We start from the raw sequence: 21,201 nt of genomic DNA, 5'->3' as shown, positions 1-21,201 counted from the left end.
GTAGGTAGACACAACGAAGAGGACGACATTCATGAAGAAGTACTTGTTGGGGATCGGCGCGGCCGCGATCGCCGCACTGGTCGTCGGAGCCGCTGTGAATACCCTGTCCCGCAAACCATGTCCCGAAGAGCGTCGACAGGATCGACGCCGATGACCACCGCCCTTGCACTCCTGGCCGGTGCGTTCACCGCCGCGTGGTTAGTTCCGCCCGTCCTCCACCGGATTGACCTACGGCGCCGCGACCCAATCCTGCTGATCGTCATCTGGTTCGTGTCGATGACGGGGGTGCTCCTGGCGGTCGCGGCGGCAGTGCTGGTGTTGCTGCTGCCCGACCACGGACCAACCGGGCTGCTCCTCGCCGCGCTTCACCAGTGCTGGTCGGCCGTCCAGCACGGGTCGCCGCCTCGCGTCGAGGAGACCGCGGGCGTCATCGGCACGGCGTTGCTGGCCGCATTCACCTGCCGGCTGCTGGTGGTGTCGGTACGCGGCCTCCGGCGGCGGGCCCGCAGGTGGCAGGCGAACCTCTCGGTACTGCGCATGGTCGCGCGGCCGACCTCCGATACCGCTGACATCCTGTGGCTGGCACACGAACGGCCGCTGGCGTTCAGCATGTCCGGACGGCCCGGCGTGGTGGTAGCGACGGAAGGGCTCACCCGGCACCTCGCCCCCGAGGCGGTCGCCGCGGTCGTGGCTCACGAGCGCGCACACCTCTCCGGCCGTCACCACCTCCTGGTCGCGGCGGCCGACGCCCTGCACACCGTCCTGCCGTTCGTGCCGCTGTTCCGCGCGGCACCACGAGCAATTCGCGAACTCGTGGAACTGGCCGCCGACATGGCGGCCGTCCGGATCTGCGGTCCGGCCGCCGTTCATTCAGCACTGCTGAAAGTGACCCGGCACGACTTGCCCGGCACGGCACTCGCGATGGCACAGGATGCCGTGGAGTTACGCCTCGCTCGCATTCGGCACGGCACCGTGCCGCCTGGCAGACTGCGCCAGACTGTCTTATGTGGACTGGCCGGGACGACCGTGACGGTACTGCCGTTCCTCACCGCCCTCGGCATCCTGCTCGGCATCGCCGTCGTCACCTGCCCGCTGGCCGGTTGACGCGTGTTGCCAGGACACAGTCAGGTTGTCGCGGTGGCCGAACCGTTCGAGGTCCGCCGAGATGATGTTCTGGATCCCGCGCAGGTGCTCCTCGGTGGCGGCTTCGATCCGCACGGTCAGGGCTTCCGGATCGGCGTCCAGGACGCACCGACCCCAACTCAGGTCGAGCGTCCCGTGCGTGTCGGAGAACTCGACACCTAGCACCTCGGGGCGCGCGTGCCCGCCGCGCATGTGGCCGCGCCGCAAGTGTTTGCCGATCTTGGTGGCGTGCCGGCACAGGTGAACCAGGTACGGGCTCGCGTTCGTGGTCTCGATGCGGGTCTCGGTGGTCAGCATGGTCATTTCTCCCGCGCGCTTCCGGCGCCGGAACGCCCCCACGATCAGAATGACCGCGGCGGCCACCGCGACCAGCACCAACGCCACGCCGTGTGCCGCGCCAAGCGAGATCGCGAACCAGGACGGGAGCACGAGGATCGCGACGATGATCGCAACCTTCACCGCCACGATCAGCGTCACGGACCGGTAATCGACGTGCTGCCTGGGCCAATCCTGCTCGCCTACTCCACGATCAGCCAGGTCGGCTACCTCCTCATGGCCATCGCCGTCGCGGACCGAGCCGACCTCGCCCTGCCCAGCCTGCTGCTCTACGTCGCGGCCTACTCGATCACGAACCTCGGAGCGTTCGCCGTCGTGTGTGCCCTCCCCGACGCCCGCACCCTCGACGACTTCCGCGGGCTGCGCCAACGCCGTCCCTGGCTCGCGATCAGCCTGGCGGTGTGCCTGCTCGGGCTCGTCGGCACCCCGCCCACGGGCGTGTTCGCCGGAAAGCTCACCGTCTTCACGGCCACCGCCGACGCAGGTCTCTGGTGGCTGCTCGTCATCGCGGCGATCAACACCGTCGCCAGCGTCTTCTACTACCTGCGGTGGCTCGTCCCCGCGACGCGCCCCGGTAATGATCTCCCCCAGCCAGGCCGCGCAGGCACCGCCACCGCCTACGTCGCGACCGCGGTGTCCATCGTGGTCGGACTGGCGGCAGGCCCCGTCCTCGCCGCCGTCGACGGCGGTCTTCTCCGCCCATGACGCGCCGAACCCCTACGATGACGCCGAACAGGGAGGTGGCATGCACGGTCTCGGCGAACTGGAAGCCGCGGTGATGGACGTGCTGTGGCGGGAAGCCACTCCGCTCAAGGTGCGAGACGTGCTCGAGCGGCTCGACACCGGACGACAGCTCGCCTACACGACGGTGATGACCGTGCTGGACAACCTGCACCGCAAACAGTGGGTCGAACGCGAACGGCACGGCAAGGCCTACGTGTACGAGACGGTGATGACTCGCGAAGAGGCCGCGGCACGCGCGCTGCGCGACATCCTCGACACGTCCGGAGACCCGCACGGCGTGCTGATGCACTTCGTGGCCTCGGTGTCCGACGAGGAAACCGACATCCTGCGAGGCGCGTTGCGCAAGAAGCGCCGCCGCTGACCCATACCCTACCCTGGTACCGAAAAATCTACGAGGGAACCTAGTAGCAAACTAGGCTGGGCCGGTAGCCTCCAACCTACGGTGCGCGTTAGTAGATGCGCACTGCGTACCAGGGTTGGAGGAGTGCATGGTGGAGACGGCGACCCACATCTTCCACATCAAGAACATGCACTGCGACGACTGCGCCACCCTCATCGACGACACGCTGCGCGCGCTCCCCGGCGTCCACAACGCACGTGCCACATATGAGACACGCGAAGTCCGGGTCGAGCTGGATCCTCGGCGTACGAGCCCCGAATCCATGACAGCGGCGATCACGGACCTGGGCTTCCAGATAAAACCGCCCACCGCACCGAAGACCCGGTCAGCCAAGCCCATCGAACCGCAGATATCGGACTCGACGTGGCAACTGCTGGCACCTTTGCTGGGTGACGCAACACCGCGTGGTCGGCATCTGTTCGAAGGCATCGCCTACAAACATCGGCACTGCTTGCCGTGGCGCGAGGTGCCGACATCGTACGGACCGTGGCAGACGCTCTACGCACGCCTGGCGCGCTGGCGCTCGGACGGCACGTGGACGAAGGTCACCGAAGCCGCCCAGCACAGTGCTTTCGCCGACGAACTCGCGTGGGTCAAGTGCGCCCGCGACTGACATGAGCACCTGGGCGGATCCTCAGCAGGAACCCGCCCAGGTGTTCAGGTCATCCTTCGGCCTGAGCGACCAGTTCCCGGTTCTCCCCCACCTGCACCGTCTCCTTCTTGTGGCGCTTGTGCGCACCGGCGTACTCGTCCAGACGGAACAGCATCGCGACGACCATCGCGGGCGTCATGAGCACGTGCCCGACGACCATCACGGCGGTTGTCGAGGCCGCGCCGGCGAAGTAGAACGGATACATGATCAGGAAGGGCGCGTACATCGCGAGGCTCATCTCGACGATGGCAGGCCAGCCACAGCCCCGGATCCGCATCCACGCGGCCATGCCGATGCTCATGTAGGTCGCCATCAGCAGCGTCCTCGGCACGAGATCCTCGGTCACCGCCGTCCAGCCGAGCGACTCGAACAACATCTCCGCGGGCATACCGAGCGCGAACATGCCGACGAACATCGCGATCGTCATCTCGAGCAGATGCTGAACGAAGTTCCAGGCCGGACCCTTCACCACGATCTTCACGGCGGCTACCTCCGGTTCTCTTTCTGGCAACGAACATCCATGCAACTGGCGATCGATCTCAACCGCCACCGGCCACCGTGGCCCCAGCGCCAGCAATACCGCCATGGGGTATCAGCGCTGCCTCAATATACTGGGAGGGGGTATGCGGCAGTCAAGGTCTACCAACGGGGTCATGTCTGGTGCGAGCGTGTTACCAGCAAACCAGACAAGAAACACCCGATCGGTTGAACCCGGCAGACGCCGGGCTCATGGACTGGTCACCGGTCGGCCTAGTGGTGCGTCAGGCAACCTTGGTCGGGTAATGGGTCCAGGTTCGGATGGGTGAGTCGGTGGCGAACGCGGTCTTGGGTTGGGCGCGGGCGTTGCGCCAGCGGATGTAGCCCTCGATCGCGGCGTTCTGTTCCTCGTGACTGCGGTGATCGGTGCCGTTGAGCGCGAAGTAGCGCAGGGCGGCGAACTCGGCCTCGATCAGTTCAGCCAGGATCCGTAGGTGGGCAGGAACACCAACTCGACGTCATGGGCGGCGCACCAGGTGCGGACCTTGGGGTGGCGGTGCGGGGAGAAGTTGTCGACCACTACATAGAGCTTCTCGTCGGGCCAGCGGGTGCGGAGTGTCTTGAGCAGGTCGAGGAACTCGCGGTGTCGTTTGCGGTCCCGGATTCGGTAGAAGATCTTCCCGGTCGCCAGGTCCAGCGCGGCGAGCATGTGCATAACTCCGCCGTGGCGGTTGTAGGTCGCCCGCTGGCGCGCCGGCTTGGTGACCGGGCGCCAGGCTTTCCCTTTGCGGGGCTGGAGGTTCAACGGCCCGAACTCGTCCACACAAACCACACGCCCGTCCGCGGGTGGGTGGTCGTAGAGATCGAGGACACGGTGCATCTTCGCGATGAAGTCCGGATCCGTGGAGGCCTTCCAGGTCGTGGTGGTCTGCCACGAAACACCACCAGCGCGCAGGATCCGCCGCAGCGTCTCCCGGCTGATCGCCGCGACAGTGCCCCGGCCGATCAGATGCTCACGCAGCTTGGCCAGCGACCACGTGGAGAACGCGGTGATGCCCCAGTCGACGGGGGACGTCCTGGCGATCAGACAGATCCGTTCCCGGATCCGCTCACCGATCACCTTCGGGCGTCCCCCGCTCCATTTTGGGTCCAGCGCGTCGAACCCCCGCTCGTTGAACGCATGGATCACATCCCGCACATACTCGGCGCTGACCTGCAGCAACGAGGTGATGTCCCGAACCGTCTGCCCCTGGCCAGACATCATGACGACGATCGCCCGCCGCAACCGGACCGGATCCTTGCTGGTTCTGGTCACACGCTGCAGCTTGCGGCCTTCCTCCATCGACAGTGCCCGGACGAACACCTCGGGTCGACGAGCCACAACCACCTCCCGCACTCGATCTGCAGGAGACAGCCTGACTCACCACCACCAAGATCAATTACCGGGTCAACCTACTGAGACGAGCCACTAGCTCGCCTTCGCGAGCGGTCGTGCACCGTAGGTGACCCGGGCAATGCCGTCATCGTGACGCTCCGTCGCCGCGGTCACCCCGAACACCTCCGACAGCACCGCGGGCGACAGCGCCTCGAGCACCGGCCCCACTGCGACGACCCGGCCGCCGTCGAGCACGACCAGCCGGTCACAGCTGCGGGCGGCGAGGTCGAGGTCGTGCAGCACGGCCAGGGTCGTAACCCCGACTGTGTGCGGTGAGGTCGCCGAGTTCGATGTGGACCGAGCCGGCGACATGCCCCGCCGCATATTCACTGCGCTGGCGGACATCCAGGTATGGACCAGCGGGCGCGTGCTCAGCCGTCACGAAGGCGGTGTGCCGCTGCCCACCGCCCGCCGCGAGCCAGGCGGCCATGCCGCCCGCGAGGTGACCGGCGAGCCGTTCGTAGCCGATCTTGTACGCCTGCCACAGGATATCGTCGAGGTCCTGGCCCTCAGCCGCGATGAACGCGAGCGGCAGATCGTCGGGCAGCAGCCAGCCCAGCCAGCTGGCGAACTGGTCGCGCAGCGGGATGGAGATCGCGCCGGGGATGTGTCCGGCCGCGAAGTCGGCAGCGGGACGCACGTCGACCACGCACCCGCCGTCCACCAGCAGTGCCCGGACCTGGTCGGCGGTCATGGCCGGTAGCGCTGGCCGACCCCCGTCAACCAGAACCCGCTGCGCCACGGCGCCGACCTCTTGATCCACTCAGCCACCAAATACCTCGGCGGCCATTCCGACCTCACCGCCGGCGCGCTCATCGGGCCTGCCGAACTACTCGCGCCGGTCGCCATGTGGCGCAAGAACTCGGACAGGTCATCGCACCAGAAACCGCGTTCCTGCTCGCCCGTTCCATCCGGTCCCTGCCCGTGCGCGTCCGCGCACAGAACGACACCGCGGCCGCCGTCGCCGCGTTCCTGTCGACCCATCCCAAAGTCACCCGCGTCAACTACCCCGGGCTGGCCACCGGAGAGGCAAAGCGCATCGCCGACACCCAGATGCGCGGAGGCGGCGGCATGCTCAGCGCCGTACTCGACGCCACGGGCGACCAGACCGCCGCCGTCGTGGACCGGCTCCGCTGGTTCTCCATCGCACCCAGCCTCGGCGGCGTCGAAAGTCTCGTCACCCAACCGATCACCACCACCCACCACGGCCTGAACCCCGCCGAACGGGCCAAACGAGGTATCGCCGACAGCATGATCCGCCTGTCCGTCGGCCTCGAAGACACCGACGACCTCATCGCCGACCTCACGCAGGCACTCGACATCCTCTGACCGGCAGAACGACAAGCAACCGCGTCACAACGAAGGGCACGCAGCCAGTTTCTGACCACATCAGATGCTCGGCACCCGCTTCATCGATCACTCCGGCGGTGTGTGCTGTGTAGGCCGTCGGCTGGTTGCTTAGCGTGTCGACGTGGCGCCCATCTCGGCGGCAACGATTCCGACGATCCTCACGGTTCGGCCATTCCCATCTGTGAACGTGTTGCCACTGCCTCCAATTGGTTTCTCCCTGTGCGGATTGCCCACAGGGTGCGAGGGTCCACCCCCCGCTCCGTCCGACGGAGGCTTAATCGCGAGCCCCGGCGCAGCCAGCCCGTCAATGAGCGAAACCTGCATCCACCCGCGGATCAGGCAGCTTCCACAAACACTCCGTGGGATGCACAACCCACCGATAGGGCACCCTGGCACTCGAACGCTGCCCGGCGGCGAGGTTCGCGGAATGTCAGCTCTCCGCGGTGCAGCCGCCGGTCATGGCTGCAGGCTAGAAGAACAGGACCACGGGTCCGTTCTCGAGCAGGCCAGACAGTGTCCTCGGCTCACCGGTCTCGTCCAGTGGCTCGAAGTCGGCAGCCACGTCACCCTTGTTCACACATCACTTTTGTCGTCGGCCTCGCTGCTGGGTTCGGTGCGGGCTCGGCGCGGATTGGTCGTGTCACGGGACGGCGAGGGTGACGACCGGGCTCGTGGCGGGTTGGCGCGAACCGCCATCCGGTTCGATCGTGATAGCGATCCTGTCTGCGTCGTCGAGGCCCGTGATCTCGGCGGCGCACCCGTGCCCGGCGAGGATCGCCGCGGACGTGGTCTAGGTGTCCACGCGCCAGGCCCGGTAGGTGTGCCCGGGTGGCGCAGCAGGGAGGTCGGCGAGCAGTGCCGCCAGGTCACCGACGGGACTCCTCTCAGTCGACGCCAACTGACCTCGGGAGCGCTTGACTCTACCCGACGCCAAGCACCCCCGAGGTCAATCACACTCAGCCGCTCCAGGAATAGGAGCTGTAGACGTACCTTTCCCCGCTGCGCGGAGCGATCCAATGGGGATCTCCGTCGCACTCCCACCTCTCGTAGATGGCCCACGGATAGTCCGTGTTGTTGATGATCGACCGGGCGGGCGCGTTGGGGATCGCGTCACAGTCGGGATTGCGCGGTGAACTCCAGTTGGACTGATGACCCTGGAAGTTCGGCTCCGTAAAGAAGCAGACAGTGTCTTCGTCACAGTACACTCGCTCGACCGGAATGCCTTCCGTCTCGGCTGCCGCGGACCATGCTGTGCCCGCGACGGCGAGCCCGGTGATGAAGAGTGCACCGATAACTTTCCTGAAAAGGGACACCTGAACACCTCTCTTGATAATAAGAACATTTCTCGCGACATTCGAGAAATTCAGATTTCTTGAGCGGGGGTGATTCATCTCCGAAACCCCAATTGATCCTTCCACATCAACACAACCCTCGACAATCATCCAGAAGCGTTTACTCCCCCTCACGAAAGAGATTGGATGTTGCACGAAATCGTCTACCCGCCGTGATACCGCAGATCTTATGAGCGAAGGGGAGATCACTCGCACTGGCGACAGGCGCAGTGGCATATCCGCCGGACGCCCTGCTCCCCGCCGCAGAGCCCCTCGGATGATCATCGCTCGCCGGTGACGCACCGTACTGCTACTGCTCGCAAGCGCGGTCGACCGCGCTCAGTGAACCAACCCGGTACAGCTCTGGCCTGGCCGGAGCGGGTGTAATGCGGTCTTGCGGACGAGGTTGGTGTAGTCGGCGATCATGAAGGTGACCAACGCCCACCAGACGGCCTGTAGGAGCCAGATCGCGGCGGTGAAGGTCTGGCTGACAGGGGGTCGCAGAGGTTCGCGGGGCCGGTCGCGGCGAGTGGGAGGCCGCGGTCGATGCCCGTCCGACGAGTTCGAGCGTCGAGCACGGGGTGAACGGTCGCTCCACGCTGGCGGTGTGTAGCGCGGTGAACCGGCCGTCGCGTGTCGCTGTGTGATCGCCATGCTTTTGCACGTCGGCGATGAGACGGTGAAGACCCACGTCTCACGCAGCCCGGCCAAGCTCGGTCTGCGCGACCGCGTGCACGCCGTCGCCTACGCACACCTCCACGGCGTCGTCCGCTGAGCTGTGCGTCAGGACGCGGCGCGACGGCGTTCCGTGCGGGCGATGCGCCGACGGGCCTGCGACGGCGACCGCGTGCGGGGGGTGGGTCCCGGCGGTGTCGGCCTTGGTAGATATCGGTGAGCCGGGGCGGATACGGCCACGACAGCGGTGTCCGCCATGGTGCCGCCGTGGAAGTCCATGACCGCGCCGCGGATGACACCACCCGCGTTGACCAGGAAGTCGGGCGCCCACAGGATGCCGCCGGCGGCCAACTCGTCCGCCACCGAGCCGCCCGCCGAACTGGCCAAGGCCGACGACGGTGGCGCGAACACCGGACAGGGACGGCGTTCCGGCGACGTGCCGCCAGGTCGCCTCGGTGGCCGCCATCGCGCCGACGGCCCTCAGCTCCGACGGTTCGCCGTGAATTTGTTGTGCTGGCCGCGCGGTATCTGTTCATGCATGGAGGGCGGCACGCGTCTTCTGACCATCAAGACCAGACGGCGCGGGTTGTGTTCTACGTGGGCGCGGTGGCGTTGTTGATGCAGCTGGGCGGGCTGGGCGTTGACGCCTGCAGCGTGGTGGCGGTGGTGACGATGCGGTCGGTGTGGGTGTAGGCGTTCATGGAGCGGTCGCGGACGAAGCCGGCCAGGGTGAGTCCGGTGTCTTCGGCGAGTTCAACCGCCAGCGATGACGGCGCTGACACGGCGGCGAGCATGGGGACGCCTGCCATCACCGCCTTCTGGACGAGTTCGAAGGAGGCCCGTCCGGAGACGACGAGGACGCTGCCGGTGGCTGGTACCCGTCCTTGCAGCAGGGCCCAGCCGAGCACCTTGTCCACGGCGTTGTGCCGGCCGACGTCCTCCCGGACCACGAGCGCCTCGCCGGACGCGGTGAACAGGCCGGCGGCGTGCAACCCGCCGGTGCGGTCGAAGACCCGTTGGTGCTCGCGCAGGAGTTCGGGCAGGGCGGCGAGGACGTCGAACGCGACGCGGAGCGGGTCTGCGCGGGGTGAGTGCCGGGTCCGCTGTCGTACGGCGTCGAGGGATGCCTTGCCGCACACTCCACAGGAGGAGGTCGTGTAGAAGTTGCGTTCGACCCCGACATCGGGAGCGGGCATGCCTGCGGCGAGTCCGATGTCGAGCACGTTGTAGGTGTTGCGGCCGTTGTCGTCGCGGGAGTTGCAGTAGCGCGCGTCGCGGACGTGGGCGGCGTGGGCGATCACGCCTTCGGTGAGCAGGAACCCGTGCGCGAGCTCGACGTCGTGGCCGGGTGTTCGCATTGTCACGGCCAGGGCGCGCCCGGCGACCCGGAGTTCGAGTGGTTCCTCGACGGCGAGGGCGTCCGGCCTGCGGCGGGCTCCGTCCGGGGTCAGCCGCAGTACCGGTTTCCTGGCGATCAGCCGGCCTGTCATGGTCGCAGCAGCTTCGCCGCTCGGACGGCAAGTTCGTCCAGGCCCGCGCCGCCCGCGTCGATGTGCGCCAGAAGCGCCTCTTTCATGCGCTTCTCCCAGTACGAGCGGATGTGTTCGGCGATCTCGGTAGCAGCCCGGTTCGGGGTGTGGTGGTGGAACTGGACGGCGATGTCGTTGGCCAGCCGCACGTGCGGGGGCACTGTCGTCGTGCTCATGTCCGCGCCCGTTCGGTCGCCGTGACGGGGCGTTCGGCCGGCTTTTCGTGTATCGAAGCCTGTTCCGGTGTGAGTGCCACCTGCACGGCGGTGACCTTGTACTCCGGGCAGTTGGTGGCCCAGTCCGAGTTCTCGGTGGTGATCACGTTGGCTCCGGTCACCGGGTGGTGGAACGTCGTGTAGCAGACACCGACCGGCATGCGGTCGGACAGGACCGCCCGGAGCGTGGTGCGCCCGACACGGCTGGACAACACCACCATGTCGCCGTCGCGGATGCCGCGCACCTCGGCGTCGTGCGGGTGCAGTTCGAGCAGGTCTTCCGGGTGCCAGGCGACGTTGGCTGTGCGGCGGGTCTGGGCGCCCACGTTGTACTGGGTCAGGATGCGGCCGGTGGTGAGGATCAGCGGGAACTTCCGGGTGCTGCGTTCACGGGTCGGCACGTACACGGTCTCGACGAACCGGCCCTTGCCACGCACGAACCCGTCCTTGTGCATGATCGGTGTGCCGTCGGGGGCGGCCTCGTTGCACGGCCACTGCACGCTGCCGACCTTGTCGAGGTGTGCGAAGGAGACGCCGGCGAAGGTTGGGGTGGTGAGCGCGATCTCGTCCATGATCTGGGCGGCGGACTCGTAGTGCATCGGGTAGCCCATCGCCTGGGAGATCTCGCAGATGATCTGCCATTCGTGCTTGCCGGTGCTCGGCGCCATGACCGGGCGGACGCGGTTGATCCGCCGCTCGGCGTTGGTGAACGTGCCGTCCTTCTCCAGGAACGAGGTTCCGGGCAGCAGCACGTGGGCGAACTTCGCGGTCTCGTTGACGAACAGGTCCTGGACGACGAGCAGGTCGAGCGCGGCGAGCGCGGCGTGCACGTGCTGGGTGTTCGGGTCGGACTGGGCGATGTCCTCGCCGTGCACGAACAGCGCCCGGAACGAGCCGTCGACCGCGGCGTCGAACATGTTCGGGATGCGCAGCCCCGGCTCGTCCCGCAGGTCGACGCCCCACAGGTGCTCGTAGATCCCCCGCACGTCGTCGTCGGCGACGTGCCGGTAGCCGGGCAGCTCGTGCGGGAAGGAACCCATGTCGCAGGAACCCTGCACGTTGTTCTGCCCGCGCAGCGGGTTCACACCGACGCCGTCGCGGCCGATGTTGCCGGTGGCCATCGCGAGGTTGGCCATGCCCATGACCATCGTGGAGCCCTGGCTGTGCTCGGTGACGCCGAGGCCGTAGTAGATGGCGGCATTGCCCCCGGTCGCGTAGAGCCTGGCCGCCGCACGCAGTTCCCCGGCCGGGACGCCGGTGATCTCCTCGACGGCCTCGGGGCTGTGCTCGGGGCGGGCGATGAACTCGGTCCACTCCGCGAAGCCCTCGCAGCGGTCCGCGACGAACTCGCGGTCGACCAGCTCTTCGGTGACGACCACGTGCGCGAACGCGTTGACCACGGCGACGTTCGTGCCGGGGGCGAGCTGGAGGTGGTGGGCGGCCTCGATGTGCGGGGACCGCACGAGGTCGATGCGCCGTGGGTCGACCACGATCAGCTTCGCGCCCTGGCGCAGCCTGCGCTTCATCCGCGAGGCGAACACCGGGTGCCCGTCGGTCGGGTTCGCGCCGATCACCAGGATCACGTCGGCGTTCGCCACCGACTTGAAGTCCTGCGTGCCGGCCGAGGTGCCGAACGTCTGCTTGAGCCCGTAGCCGGTCGGCGAGTGGCAGACGCGGGCGCAGGTGTCGACGTTGTTGTTGCCGAAGACGGCGCGCACCATCTTCTGGACGACGTAGACCTCTTCGTTCGTCGTGCGTGACGAGGTGATGGCGCCGATCGAGCCCGTTCCGTGCTCAGCCTGGATCTCGCGCAGCCGGCGTGCGGTGAACCCGATCGCGTCCTCCCAGGAGACCTCGCGCCACTCGTCGGCGATCGAGTCCCGGACCATCGGGGCGAGCACGCGGTCGGGGTGGCTGGCGTAGCCGAACGCGAACCGGCCCTTGACGCACGAGTGTCCCTCGTTCGCGCCCCCGTCCTTGTACGGGACCATCCGGACCAGCTCGTCCCCGCGCAGCTCCGCCTTGAACGAGCAGCCGACACCGCAGTACGCGCAGGTGGTCAGCACGCTGCGGGTCGGCATCCCGAGCTCCACGACCGATTTCTCCTGCAGGGTCGCGGTCGGGCAGGCCTGCACACACGCGCCGCAGGACACGCAGTCCGACTCCATGAACGGCACCCCGGCGCCCGCGGCGACCGTCGAGTCGAACCCGCGGCCGTCGATCGTCAGCGCGAGGGTGCCCTGCACCTCGTCGCAGGCACGTACGCAGCGCGAGCACACGATGCACTTGGACGCGTCGAAGTCGAAGTAGGGGTTCGAAGTGTCCTTCGGCGCGTCCAGGTGGTTGGCGCCGGCGTCCACGCCGGAGCCGTAGCGCACCTCGCGCAGCCCGGTGACGCCGGCCATGTCCTGCAGTTCGCAGTCGCCGTTGGCCGAACAGGTCAGGCAGTCGAGCGGGTGGTCGGAGATGTAGAGCTCCATGATCCCGCGGCGCAGCCTGCCCACCCGCTCGGTCTGCGTGCGCACGACCATCCCGGGCGCGACCGGCGTCGTGCACGAGGCGGGCGTGCCCCTGGCCCCGTCGATCTCGACAACGCACAGCCGGCACGACCCGAACGCCTCGAGGCTGTCGGTGGCGCACAGTTTCGGCACCGCCGCCCCGGCCTGCGCGGCCGCGCGCATCACCGACGTACCCGGTGGCACGGTGACCGCCATCCCGTCGATCGTCAGCTCGACGGTGGCCGCGCCCTCGCGGGCGGGCGTGCCGTAGTCGGGTTCCTTGAGCAGGCTCATGATGCGCCCTCGAAATCCTCGTCGAAGTAGCGGACAGCGCTGCGCACGGGCATGGGGGTGAGCCCGCCCATCGCGCACAGCGACCCGTCGGTCATCAGCTCGCACAGCTCGTCGAGCAGCACGAGGTTCTTCTCCCGGTCGACGCCGGCGCGGATGCGGTCGATCGTTTCGACGCCGCGCACGGAGCCGACCCGGCAGGGCGTGCACTTGCCGCACGACTCCTTGGCGCAGAACGAGAAGGCGAACCGTGCCATCGCGGCCATGTCCACGGTGTCGTCGAACACGACCACACCGCCGTGGCCGAGCATGGCGCCCGCCTCGGCGAACGCCTCGTAGTCCATCGGCAGGTCGAACTGGGACACCGGTACGTACGCGCCGAGCGGGCCACCCACCTGCATGGCCCGCACGGGGCGGCCGGATGCCGTGCCGCCGCCGAGGTCGTTGACGAGCTCGCCGAGCGTGATGCCGAACGGGGTCTCGACGATCCCGCCGCGGGCAACGTTGCCACCGAGCTGGAACACGCTGGTGCCCCGGGAGCGGCCGGTCCCGAGCGCGGCGTAGGCGGCAGCACCGTCGGCGAGGATCGCGGGTACCGAGGCGAGCGAGAGCACGTTGTTGACCACGGTCGGGCGCCCGAACAAGCCCGCCAGCGCGGGGATCGGCGGCTTGGCGCGGACCATCCCGCGCTTGCCCTCCAGGCTCTCCAGCATCGCGGTCTCCTCGCCGCAGATGTACGCGCCCGCACCGACCCGCACGTGCAGGTCGAACGCGAGGTCGGAGCCCAGGACGCGCTCGCCGAGCCAGCCGCGTTCCCGCGCCAAGGCGATGGCCGCCTCGAGTGCTACGACGGCGTCCGGATACTCCGACCGCACGTAGACGTAGCCCTCGCGGGCACCGACCGCGTAGGCGGCGATCGTCATGCCCTCGATGAGCGTGAACGGGTCACCTTCGATCAACATCCGGTCGGCGAACGTCCCGGAATCGCCCTCATCGGCGTTGCAGCACACGAACTTGACGTCCGCCGCCGCGCCGAGCACGGTGCGCCACTTGACACCCGTCGGGAAACCGGCCCCGCCACGGCCACGCAGACCCGACTCCACGACCTCCTCGACCACCTCAGCGGGTGACTTCGCCAGCGCGGCCCGCAGCCCGGCACAACCGCCATGCGCCTCGAAATCCGCAGCGGAACGCGGGTCGACCACCCCCACCCGGGCGAACGTCACCCGCTGTTGGCGGCGCATCCACGCCAGGTCCTCGACCAACCCGAGGCTCTCGCCCCGCCCGTCGAGCAGCCCCGCCGCGACCAGCCCGTCGACGTCCTCCGGCGCGACTGGCCCGTACCCCACCCGACCCGCCGGGGTCGCCACCTCGACCAACGGCTCCAGCCACAACATCCCCCGCGAACCGGTCCGGACGACCTCGACCTCCCGCCCTGCCACCGCCCGGATGCGTTCGGCCACCGCATCGGCACCCACCGAACGGGCCGCGGAGTCACGGGGCACGAACACCCGCACCGGCCCCGTCACCGGCCGGCCTCGGCGAGCAGCGCGTCCAACCGTGCCGGGCTCACCCGGCCGTGCACCCGTTCGTCCACCTGCACGGACGGCCCGAGCGCGCAGTTGCCGAGGCAGAAGGTCTCTTCGAGCGTGACGGCGGCATCCGCGGTCGTCCCCCCGAACCCGACCCCCAGACGCCGCGTGGCGTGCTCGGCGAGCGCCTCCGCACCCACCGCCTGGCAAGCCTCCGCACGGCACACCCGCACCATGACCCGACCACCGGGGCCGCGGCGGAAGTCGTGGTAGAACGTCACGACCCCGTGCACCTCAGCCACCGACAGGTTCAGCACATCCGCGATCACGGGCACATCCACGGCATCGATGTAACCAAGATCCCGCTGGACGGCATGCAAGATCGGGAGCAGCGGGCCCCGCAGGTGCCGCAACCCCACGGCGATCCCGCGTACGCGGTCAGCTCGCACCCTCGTTAGGCCAGAGACGTCGGTCGTCATGACGTCGACTGTGTCATTCTGTGCTGCTACAGATCAAAGCAAACTTTACGATCAGCTGATAAGCCACGTCTATGACACTCGGACGTCTGCGGACAGACCCGGTGGCCGCACTCCGCTCTGATGGCAACGTGGAGGGCACCAGTGAGGACTGGCGTCCCTGGAATCCACGCGACCGACCATCCCGCGGCGATCCGTCGCCGCGCATACACCCCGGCTACCTGGGTCTTGCCCACCCCGCGCTGCCCGGTGACCGCGCCGATCACGGCGACCTCGCCCGAATCGGCGAGCCGCAGCAGCTGGTCCACCTCCGCCGGGCGCGCCTGGAAGTGCTGCGGCTCACGCGCGGCACCGGACCCACGACGAACCGGCGCGGCCGGCTCGACGTGCGGTGCCTCGTCAAGGCCGTCGAGATGGTGGATGTGGTGAACGGGCGACGCATGGAGAGGTTGGGGGTCGCGTCCGGCCCACCACACGAAGGGCGCCGGCATCAACGCGGCGAGCACTCCGGTGACGGTGAGCGGCCGCCGAAGCCGCGACCTTCCTGTCCCACATCAAAACCGGCGAACACATCGTGTGCCTGGGCGACGTCTACGGCGGCACCTTCGAACTACTCGGCGAGAACCTGCCCCGGCTCGGAATCGAGACCACCTTCCTCACCGCCGGCGAAACCGACCAGCTACCGGACGTGCTCACCGACCGCACCCGGATCGTGTTCTTCGAAACCCCGTCCAACCCCGACCTCGACATCTTCGACATCGCCGCGATCACCGCCCACACCCACAAAGCCGGGGCCCTGGTCTTGGTGGACAACACTTTCGCCACCCCGGTCAACCAGAACCCGCTGCACCACGGCGCCGACTTGGTCATCCACTCCGCCACCAAATACCTCGGCGGCCACAGCGACCTCACCGCCGGAGCCGTCGCCGGCCCCGCCGAACTGCTCACCCCGATCGCCGGCTGGCGCAAGAACCTCGGCCAGGTCATCGCCCCCGAAATCGCATCACTGCTCGCCCGCAGCATCCGCACCCTCGTCGTCCGCGTCCGAGCACAGAACGTCGCCGCCACCGCCGTCGCTGAATACCTGGCCGAGCATCCCCGTGTCACCCAGGTCAACTACCCCCGGCCTGGCCAGCGGCGACCAAGCCGCCATCGTCAAAACCCAGATGCGCGGCCACGGTGGCATGCTCAGCTTCCTCGTCGACGGTGACGCCATCGCCACCGCGGCCGCGGCCGTGGTCGACCGACTCCGTGTGTTCAGCATCGCCGCCAGCCTCGGCGGCGCGGAAAGCCTTGTCACGCAACCCATTACCACCACTCACCACGGCCTCGACCCCACCGACCGAGCCCGCCGCGGCATCGCCGACAGCATGGTCCGCCTCTCCACCGGACTCGAAGACGCCGACGACCTCATCGCCGACCTGCACCAAGCACTGACGCCCCGGAACGGCACAGGCTGATCCCGGCCACCGATCCTCGGCAGCTTCATAGCCGCCTCGCGTGCCGCCTTACAGGTGTCGCCAGCCCAGAGAGGCACGTCGCCTACGTGACGCGCGATCATGGTCGAGAACTCGGGACAGTTGAATCCGGGACAGCGCCGGTAGAGGATCGCCGATCGCGTCAGATGCGAACTCGCGACTGCGTGACCGGCGCGGCGGATGACCTGCAGAGATGCCGCTGGGGCGAGCTTCTTCGTGCTGACCACGATTGGACCGTTGTTGCGGATCGGGTAGCAGTACTTGTAGTTGCCGTTGGCGTGGCCCGACCTGGCCGGTTGAGCAGCCACACCTCAGCCGAGCGACCGAGGGCGTCGTAGGCAACTCGGTTTCGCTGTCGTTCTCATAGACGACCTTCGTCGCCTGGCCACAAAACTCGACGAGGCCGGATCAAGGGCCGCAACATACGGCCTACGAGCTCCAGGCGCGCCGTTGGAGCCTGACGTTCGTCAACCCCCGCGACGGACTGCTCACCACGTCGATGTACGGCGGCACCACCTGGGAGAGAACTGGATCGCCGTCGACTGCCGCGCCGGACGTCCACGTCAGACCTTCAGGTGGGGCATGCGGCGCCTGAGGTCCGCCAGCGCCATATGAGTGGCCCGAGAACCGACGACGACAACCTTCTGCAGGGACTCCCGCCACCGCTCCACCCCGGCGAACGAGGACAACGTGCCACCTTCGAACCGTATCTCGGCCACCGACTCCACGAAGTCCAGCGCGGTCAGATCGTCGAGCTCCATGTGGTAGATCCCGAGGGAGGCCAGGCGAAACCTCGTGCCGATCACGGCGAGATCCTGCTCCGGCCATCCGAAGAGCCGCAGGGTCGACACCGGCTGGAGCCGCGAGTAGTTGTGCGCGGATTCCGGTGCGTGGTCGAAGTGGTGCAGTTCGAGCTGTCTCAGAGTGGACATGTAGCGTGCCGCCATGAGCGTGTAATCCTCGTGCACCGCGAGCTGTGTCAGGGTCGACTTCGCGAGAACCGTTTCACCGTACTCCTGTTCGTCGAAAAGGGACACGCAATGAAGGATCTCCTCGAACACACGCCTGCGTGGGTCTGATGCGAATCGTGCGATCACCGGCAGTGCCTCCTCGAGGCGCGTCTCGGCCAGCGCACGGATCGTCGCGGTCAGCTCGTCGATGGTTTGCGGCTGGCAGGACGCCAGCAGGTCGAGTACGTACTCGCCCGCAGCCGCGATCGCCTTCGCCTTGGGCATCGAGGCAGGCGGCAGGAGACGCGAGGTCTTCGCCTGGATCTCGCGGCGCAGGTCGGCGTCCAGCTCGGGAGCGGTCTCCAGGGACGCGAGCACGAGCAGGTGCAGGTCGCCTCGTTCCAGCAGCCGGCCCAGCAACTCCTCGCGTTGTTTCTTGGACGCGTGGCCGACCGCCATCACCACGACTTCGTGCCACTGGTCGAGGTGACCGTTCTGGACGACAGTGCCGACGTCGTCGGTGTTCATGGCGTCCAGCGCGGCCAGGTACTCCTGGAACGTTCGGTGCACGAAGTCGATCCGGCCCTCGACCGGCTCGCGCAACAGACCGGACCGTTCGAGCAGGTGCCGGTAGACGTCCTGGATGCTCGCCTTGACCTGAGGCATGAGGTGCAGCCGCTGGGAGATCCGGTACGTCGCCCTGGGCACGTCGACATCCGTGTACCCGTTGCGGATGAGCCAGTACGCGAGGTCGGCCAGCAGCAACAGCTTCTCGGTCCGGCCCAGGCCCTCGATCGTCCCGATCTTGCGTTCGACATCCCGCCGCTCCAGCAACATCTGCAAAGCAACCTCGTACAGCTCCATCCGGTTGGAGGGCAATGTCGCCCGGCGGTCCTGGTGCAGCGCGCACAACAACGCGCACAGCAAGGGGTACCCGGCGAGCTTCCGCAGATGACCACGGCTTTCCAGCAGCCCGAGCAAGGCTGTCTCGTAGCTGTGGAGGGCCTGTCGCGACTCGTCGTCTACGCACCCCAACCGGATGGCGCTGTGCCACCGCGCCACGAACAGCCGCACGTCCCCGCGGCTCATCTGTTGCAGGTCCATCACCGAGAACCCGGCATCGCGCAGCCACTGCGGCGGCGCCCCGGCCGGCCGGGAGGTGACGATCACCCTGATCTTCGGGAACACGCCGACCAGGTCGCGCAACCAGGCCCGCGTCTCCTCCCGGCGGCCGGCGGCGAGCTCGTCCACCCCGTCGATCAACAGCACTGCGCTGCCGTCCCGGAGCTTGGCCTGGACCCAGCCGGCCGGCATCTCGTCCGCGATGTACCTGCCGACCTCGTCGAGGAAGTGCTCGGGTGCGGGCAGATCCCGGCTCGCGTACCGGCGCAGTGGGATGAAGAACGGCACCGTCCCGTTCCAGTCCGTGAGCTGTGCGGGGAAGTCGCTGAGCGCGCTGCGTACCGCGATCCACTGCAGCAAGGTCGTCTTCCCGAGCCCGGCCTCACCGCGGATGAAGATCCGCTGCGTGCCTGCGAGCAGGTCCTCGACGCGGTGCACCGGCCCGAGCCCGTCCGTGGATGCGGTCAGGCTGATGTAGGCCACCGACAGCGGGTACCGGCGGCTCGCGTCCGCCAGCGTCACGCCGAACATCTCGACGTGGTCGAGCTTGCGTGCGACGAGCTGGCGGTAGTCGTAGTCAAAGCCCGCGCTGCGGTCTCGTTGTGGCAGGCGGGCCAGCACCTCCCGGATGCCGTCGAGCATCTCCCGGTCCCGGCGCAGCAGCTCGGTGAGCGCGTTCGCCGAGAACGCGGGCAGCCCGCGCGAGATCTCGATGACGTAGCCGCAGCACTCCCGCAGCAGGAGGTCGTAGAGGGCCGTGCCGTCGGCTGACAGCAGCGCGCTCTGGCGCGGGGCGCGGCGCCGGACCAGGCGGTCCAGGTGCCCGGCGTCGAGGTCGGCCGCGAACAGGTCGTCATCGGCCAGGGAGGCCTTGTCGAAGGTGTCACGCACCGCGTCGATCGCCGCGAGCTGTTCGTGCTCCGGCAAGGTGCGGAACTCGGTGTCGAGGATGGGTTCGATCCGGTCAACCACCGCTTCCGCGAAGTCCTCCATGAGCCGCTTGAACTTACGCCTATCCCGTTCTTTCGTCAGCTGGCCGACCAGGTGGTCGACCGCGGCACCACCGACCTCCGCCGCGATCGCATGGTCACCGAGCCACAGCTTCGTGGCCGCTCGAACAGCGGCTGTGCCCAGGACGATCAACCCGGCTTCCACGGACATCTGCCCATCGAAGCCCTTCGGGCAGCACCGGATGCTGAATCTTCGTCAGAAAGACCCGAAAGCACCAATGGAGCACGGTTGGAAGAGTGCCCTGCTGAGTGACGTGACCACGTTCCACGCTCTCCTTGTGAAGCTCGGCGCGTCCGAGGAGGAGCTCGATCAGCTTACGCCGCCCGGCACCAGCTGGCCGAGGCCAGCGACCGCGAACGCCGCCGCAACGGCAGCGCCAGCACCGACACCGCACCGGGGTCGTCGGATACGCCCGCCGGCCGGGGCCGGACCATGTGGCGGTCTCATCGCCCCTGGACGCCGTGTCCGGCAGAGCGCGGGCCGCCGCGCTGGGGTACAGGCCGGGCTGGCCGTTGCCGCCGCGGCGCTCGTCGCCGCCATCGTCCTGCTGATCCCGCCAAAGGCCGACCGGTCGGCCGACGACCTCGAGGACACCCTCTCACCGACAGCAGTCATTTGATGAGCCGATGACGCGATACGATGTAGGATCTCGACGCTCCGCGCAGACACACACCCGAAGAGGCGACCCCTTTACCAAACGACAAGTGGACTTGGCCGTCAGCGCCGTTACCACGATTCCTTGACTTGCAACGTCATTATCGCAATTCCCTGACCTGCGGAAATAAAGAATCCCCTGCGCAAAGCAGAGCAGCTCAGGTCCGTTGATCGTAGTTTACCTCATCAACGGCATAGTGAACTCTCCCGATTTTCTCCTTTTCCTTCATCACAGATGAACTGCTCGAGTCTCACGAAGCACCGCGTCCCGGCGGCCACGTACGGTCAGAAGCCCGGCATATGGCGGCAACACGTACGCGAACACTGTGAGCAGTTGTGCCGGGGTGGGCTTGTCGCGGAACCCCAGCGCTGACAACGTCCGCCGGCAGCACGTCGGCCGGGCGGGGTCCACGCCTTGAGCTGCCCATAACCGGAGGGCAGCTGTGTGACCGGACGTCGGCGGCCATCGCGCCAAGCAGATCCGGCCGGGGCAGTTAGCCGAACTCGTCGCCCACGAACTCAGCGACCCTGCGCACGCGGTCCTGCTCTAGCAGGTCGGGAGCATGTCGTCGGGCAGCTTGAAGACGTACCCGCCGAACGCGCCGCGCGACCTCCGGCGCGTTGCCCGCATCAATGTCACCGTGCTGCACGGCGAAACGATCGAAACCCAGCCGCGTCATCAACTCCAGCCCTCGCGCCCGCGAGCCCGCCGTCCTCGTCTGGTGACCGGACGGCGGCGTGGAGAACCCGAACCAGGCAGAACGGAATGATCACTCGAACGGTAGGCGCTGGGGCGCTTTCGCAGATTCGCGCGTCCGGCCGTCGCGGCGAGCAGTGCTGCTGACGTGCGGAGCTGATGACCGGCCGGCACGCACCGCGTTCTTAATCGATTCTTAGTGCCC

At 67.7% G+C, this 21,201-nt stretch carries 21 protein-coding genes and 1 pseudogene; 8 read left to right on the top strand and 14 right to left on the bottom strand.

The genetic code is table 11. The features are described from left to right. The first annotated feature begins 150 nt into the window (after positions 1–150). Positions 151–1,104: a M56 family metallopeptidase gene (locus FHR82_RS25135; protein WP_184812955.1), complete on the top strand. Its 954-nt coding sequence runs from the start codon at positions 151–153 to the stop codon at positions 1,102–1,104. Here FHR82_RS25135 and FHR82_RS25130 read toward each other — a convergent pair. Further along, on the bottom strand, positions 1,003–1,620 hold the full coding sequence (locus FHR82_RS25130; protein ID WP_184812954.1) for a DUF2218 domain-containing protein: 618 nt from the start codon (positions 1,618–1,620) through the stop codon (positions 1,003–1,005). The genes FHR82_RS25135 and FHR82_RS25130 overlap by 102 nt on opposite strands. Positions 1,621–1,635: 15 nt before the next feature. Between FHR82_RS25130 and FHR82_RS25125 the strand changes: the two genes are divergently transcribed. From FHR82_RS25125 to FHR82_RS25115, 3 genes are all read left to right on the top strand, one after another. Next, the gene (locus tag FHR82_RS25125; RefSeq protein WP_311771262.1) at positions 1,636–2,184 is read left to right on the top strand and encodes a proton-conducting transporter transmembrane domain-containing protein; all 549 of its coding nucleotides are present in this window, start codon (positions 1,636–1,638) and stop codon (positions 2,182–2,184) included. Between the two features lie 40 nt (positions 2,185–2,224). Further along, positions 2,225–2,584 (top strand): BlaI/MecI/CopY family transcriptional regulator, encoded by a 360-nt coding sequence (locus tag FHR82_RS25120; RefSeq protein ID WP_184812953.1) that lies wholly within the window; start codon positions 2,225–2,227, stop codon positions 2,582–2,584. A gap of 127 nt (positions 2,585–2,711) precedes the next feature. Then, on the top strand, positions 2,712–3,236 hold the full coding sequence (locus FHR82_RS25115; protein WP_184812952.1) for a transposase: 525 nt from the start codon (positions 2,712–2,714) through the stop codon (positions 3,234–3,236). 49 nt (positions 3,237–3,285) lie between these two features. Here the strand turns inward: FHR82_RS25115 and FHR82_RS25110 are convergent, their stop codons facing one another. From FHR82_RS25110 to FHR82_RS25095, 4 genes are all read right to left on the bottom strand, one after another. Beyond that, positions 3,286–3,852: a hypothetical protein gene (locus tag FHR82_RS25110; RefSeq protein WP_184812951.1), complete on the bottom strand. Its 567-nt coding sequence runs from the start codon at positions 3,850–3,852 to the stop codon at positions 3,286–3,288. A 372-nt stretch (positions 3,853–4,224) separates the two neighbouring features. Continuing rightward, complete coding sequence (locus FHR82_RS25105; RefSeq protein ID WP_311771261.1) at positions 4,225–5,133, bottom strand: IS630 family transposase; 909 nt, start codon at positions 5,131–5,133, stop codon at positions 4,225–4,227. Between the two features lie 87 nt (positions 5,134–5,220). After that, on the bottom strand, positions 5,221–5,430 hold the full coding sequence (locus tag FHR82_RS25100) for an ATP-binding cassette domain-containing protein (protein ID WP_221464226.1): 210 nt from the start codon (positions 5,428–5,430) through the stop codon (positions 5,221–5,223). Then, on the bottom strand, positions 5,393–5,881 hold the full coding sequence (locus tag FHR82_RS25095; protein ID WP_184812950.1) for a rhodanese-like domain-containing protein: 489 nt from the start codon (positions 5,879–5,881) through the stop codon (positions 5,393–5,395). Before FHR82_RS25095 ends, FHR82_RS25100 begins: the two co-directional genes overlap by 38 nt. A gap of 155 nt (positions 5,882–6,036) precedes the next feature. Here FHR82_RS25095 and FHR82_RS25090 point away from each other — a divergent pair, with 155 nt between their 5' ends. Beyond that, the gene (locus FHR82_RS25090) at positions 6,037–6,516 is read left to right on the top strand and encodes a PLP-dependent transferase (RefSeq protein ID WP_221464225.1); all 480 of its coding nucleotides are present in this window, start codon (positions 6,037–6,039) and stop codon (positions 6,514–6,516) included. 977 nt (positions 6,517–7,493) lie between these two features. Here the strand turns inward: FHR82_RS25090 and FHR82_RS25080 are convergent. Next, entirely contained in the window at positions 7,494–8,003 is a 510-nt protein-coding gene (locus FHR82_RS25080) for a peptidase inhibitor family I36 protein (RefSeq protein ID WP_184812949.1), read from the bottom strand. Positions 8,004–8,514: 511 nt separating this feature from the next. On the opposite strand from FHR82_RS25080, the pseudogene FHR82_RS25075 reads away from it, so the two are divergent. Beyond that, positions 8,515–8,643: pseudogene (locus FHR82_RS25075) on the top strand (LuxR C-terminal-related transcriptional regulator); the annotation flags it as partial. A gap of 8 nt (positions 8,644–8,651) precedes the next feature. Here FHR82_RS25075 and FHR82_RS25070 read toward each other — a convergent pair. The 7 genes from FHR82_RS25070 to FHR82_RS25040 all read right to left on the bottom strand — a co-directional run bounded on the left by FHR82_RS25070 (position 8,652) and on the right by FHR82_RS25040 (position 15,590). Next, a complete protein-coding gene (locus tag FHR82_RS25070) occupies positions 8,652–8,930 on the bottom strand; it encodes a hypothetical protein (protein ID WP_184812947.1) in 279 nt (92 codons plus the stop codon). Between the two features lie 206 nt (positions 8,931–9,136). After that, the gene (gene fdhD / locus FHR82_RS25065; RefSeq protein WP_184812946.1) at positions 9,137–10,033 is read right to left on the bottom strand and encodes a formate dehydrogenase accessory sulfurtransferase FdhD; all 897 of its coding nucleotides are present in this window, start codon (positions 10,031–10,033) and stop codon (positions 9,137–9,139) included. Beyond that, positions 10,030–10,248: a formate dehydrogenase subunit delta gene (locus tag FHR82_RS25060; RefSeq protein ID WP_184812945.1), complete on the bottom strand. Its 219-nt coding sequence runs from the start codon at positions 10,246–10,248 to the stop codon at positions 10,030–10,032. Before FHR82_RS25060 ends, fdhD begins: the two co-directional genes overlap by 4 nt. Then, entirely contained in the window at positions 10,245–13,079 is a 2,835-nt protein-coding gene (gene fdhF, locus FHR82_RS25055) for a formate dehydrogenase subunit alpha (RefSeq protein WP_184812944.1), read from the bottom strand. Before fdhF ends, FHR82_RS25060 begins: the two co-directional genes overlap by 4 nt. After that, positions 13,076–14,605 (bottom strand): formate dehydrogenase beta subunit, encoded by a 1,530-nt coding sequence (locus FHR82_RS25050; protein WP_184812943.1) that lies wholly within the window; start codon positions 14,603–14,605, stop codon positions 13,076–13,078. The genes fdhF and FHR82_RS25050 overlap by 4 nt, the downstream gene beginning before the upstream one ends. Continuing rightward, entirely contained in the window at positions 14,602–15,087 is a 486-nt protein-coding gene (locus tag FHR82_RS25045) for a formate dehydrogenase subunit gamma (protein ID WP_184812942.1), read from the bottom strand. Before FHR82_RS25045 ends, FHR82_RS25050 begins: the two co-directional genes overlap by 4 nt. Before the next feature lie 26 nt (positions 15,088–15,113). Next, positions 15,114–15,590 carry a hypothetical protein gene (locus tag FHR82_RS25040; protein WP_184812941.1) on the bottom strand — a complete coding sequence of 159 codons (477 nt, stop codon included), beginning with the start codon at positions 15,588–15,590 and terminating at the stop codon, positions 15,114–15,116. A 68-nt stretch (positions 15,591–15,658) separates the two neighbouring features. Here FHR82_RS25040 and FHR82_RS25035 point away from each other — a divergent pair, with 68 nt between their 5' ends. After that, on the top strand, positions 15,659–16,294 hold the full coding sequence (locus FHR82_RS25035) for an aminotransferase class V-fold PLP-dependent enzyme (RefSeq protein WP_311771260.1): 636 nt from the start codon (positions 15,659–15,661) through the stop codon (positions 16,292–16,294). Further along, positions 16,269–16,544 carry a PLP-dependent transferase gene (locus FHR82_RS46425; RefSeq protein WP_376706442.1) on the top strand — a complete coding sequence of 92 codons (276 nt, stop codon included), beginning with the start codon at positions 16,269–16,271 and terminating at the stop codon, positions 16,542–16,544. The genes FHR82_RS25035 and FHR82_RS46425 overlap by 26 nt, the downstream gene beginning before the upstream one ends. A gap of 581 nt (positions 16,545–17,125) precedes the next feature. On the opposite strand, the gene FHR82_RS25030 is transcribed toward FHR82_RS46425, so the two are convergent. Then, on the bottom strand, positions 17,126–19,795 hold the full coding sequence (locus FHR82_RS25030; RefSeq protein ID WP_184812940.1) for an NACHT domain-containing protein: 2,670 nt from the start codon (positions 19,793–19,795) through the stop codon (positions 17,126–17,128). Between the last annotated feature and the right edge of the window lie 1,406 nt (positions 19,796–21,201).

The sequence above is a fragment of the Actinophytocola algeriensis genome (assembly GCF_014203735.1).
GTDB lineage: Bacteria > Actinomycetota > Actinomycetes > Mycobacteriales > Pseudonocardiaceae > Actinophytocola > Actinophytocola algeriensis.
The sequence above is the reverse complement of the archived record's forward strand: the minus strand, read 5'-3'. Positions and strand labels throughout refer to the sequence as shown.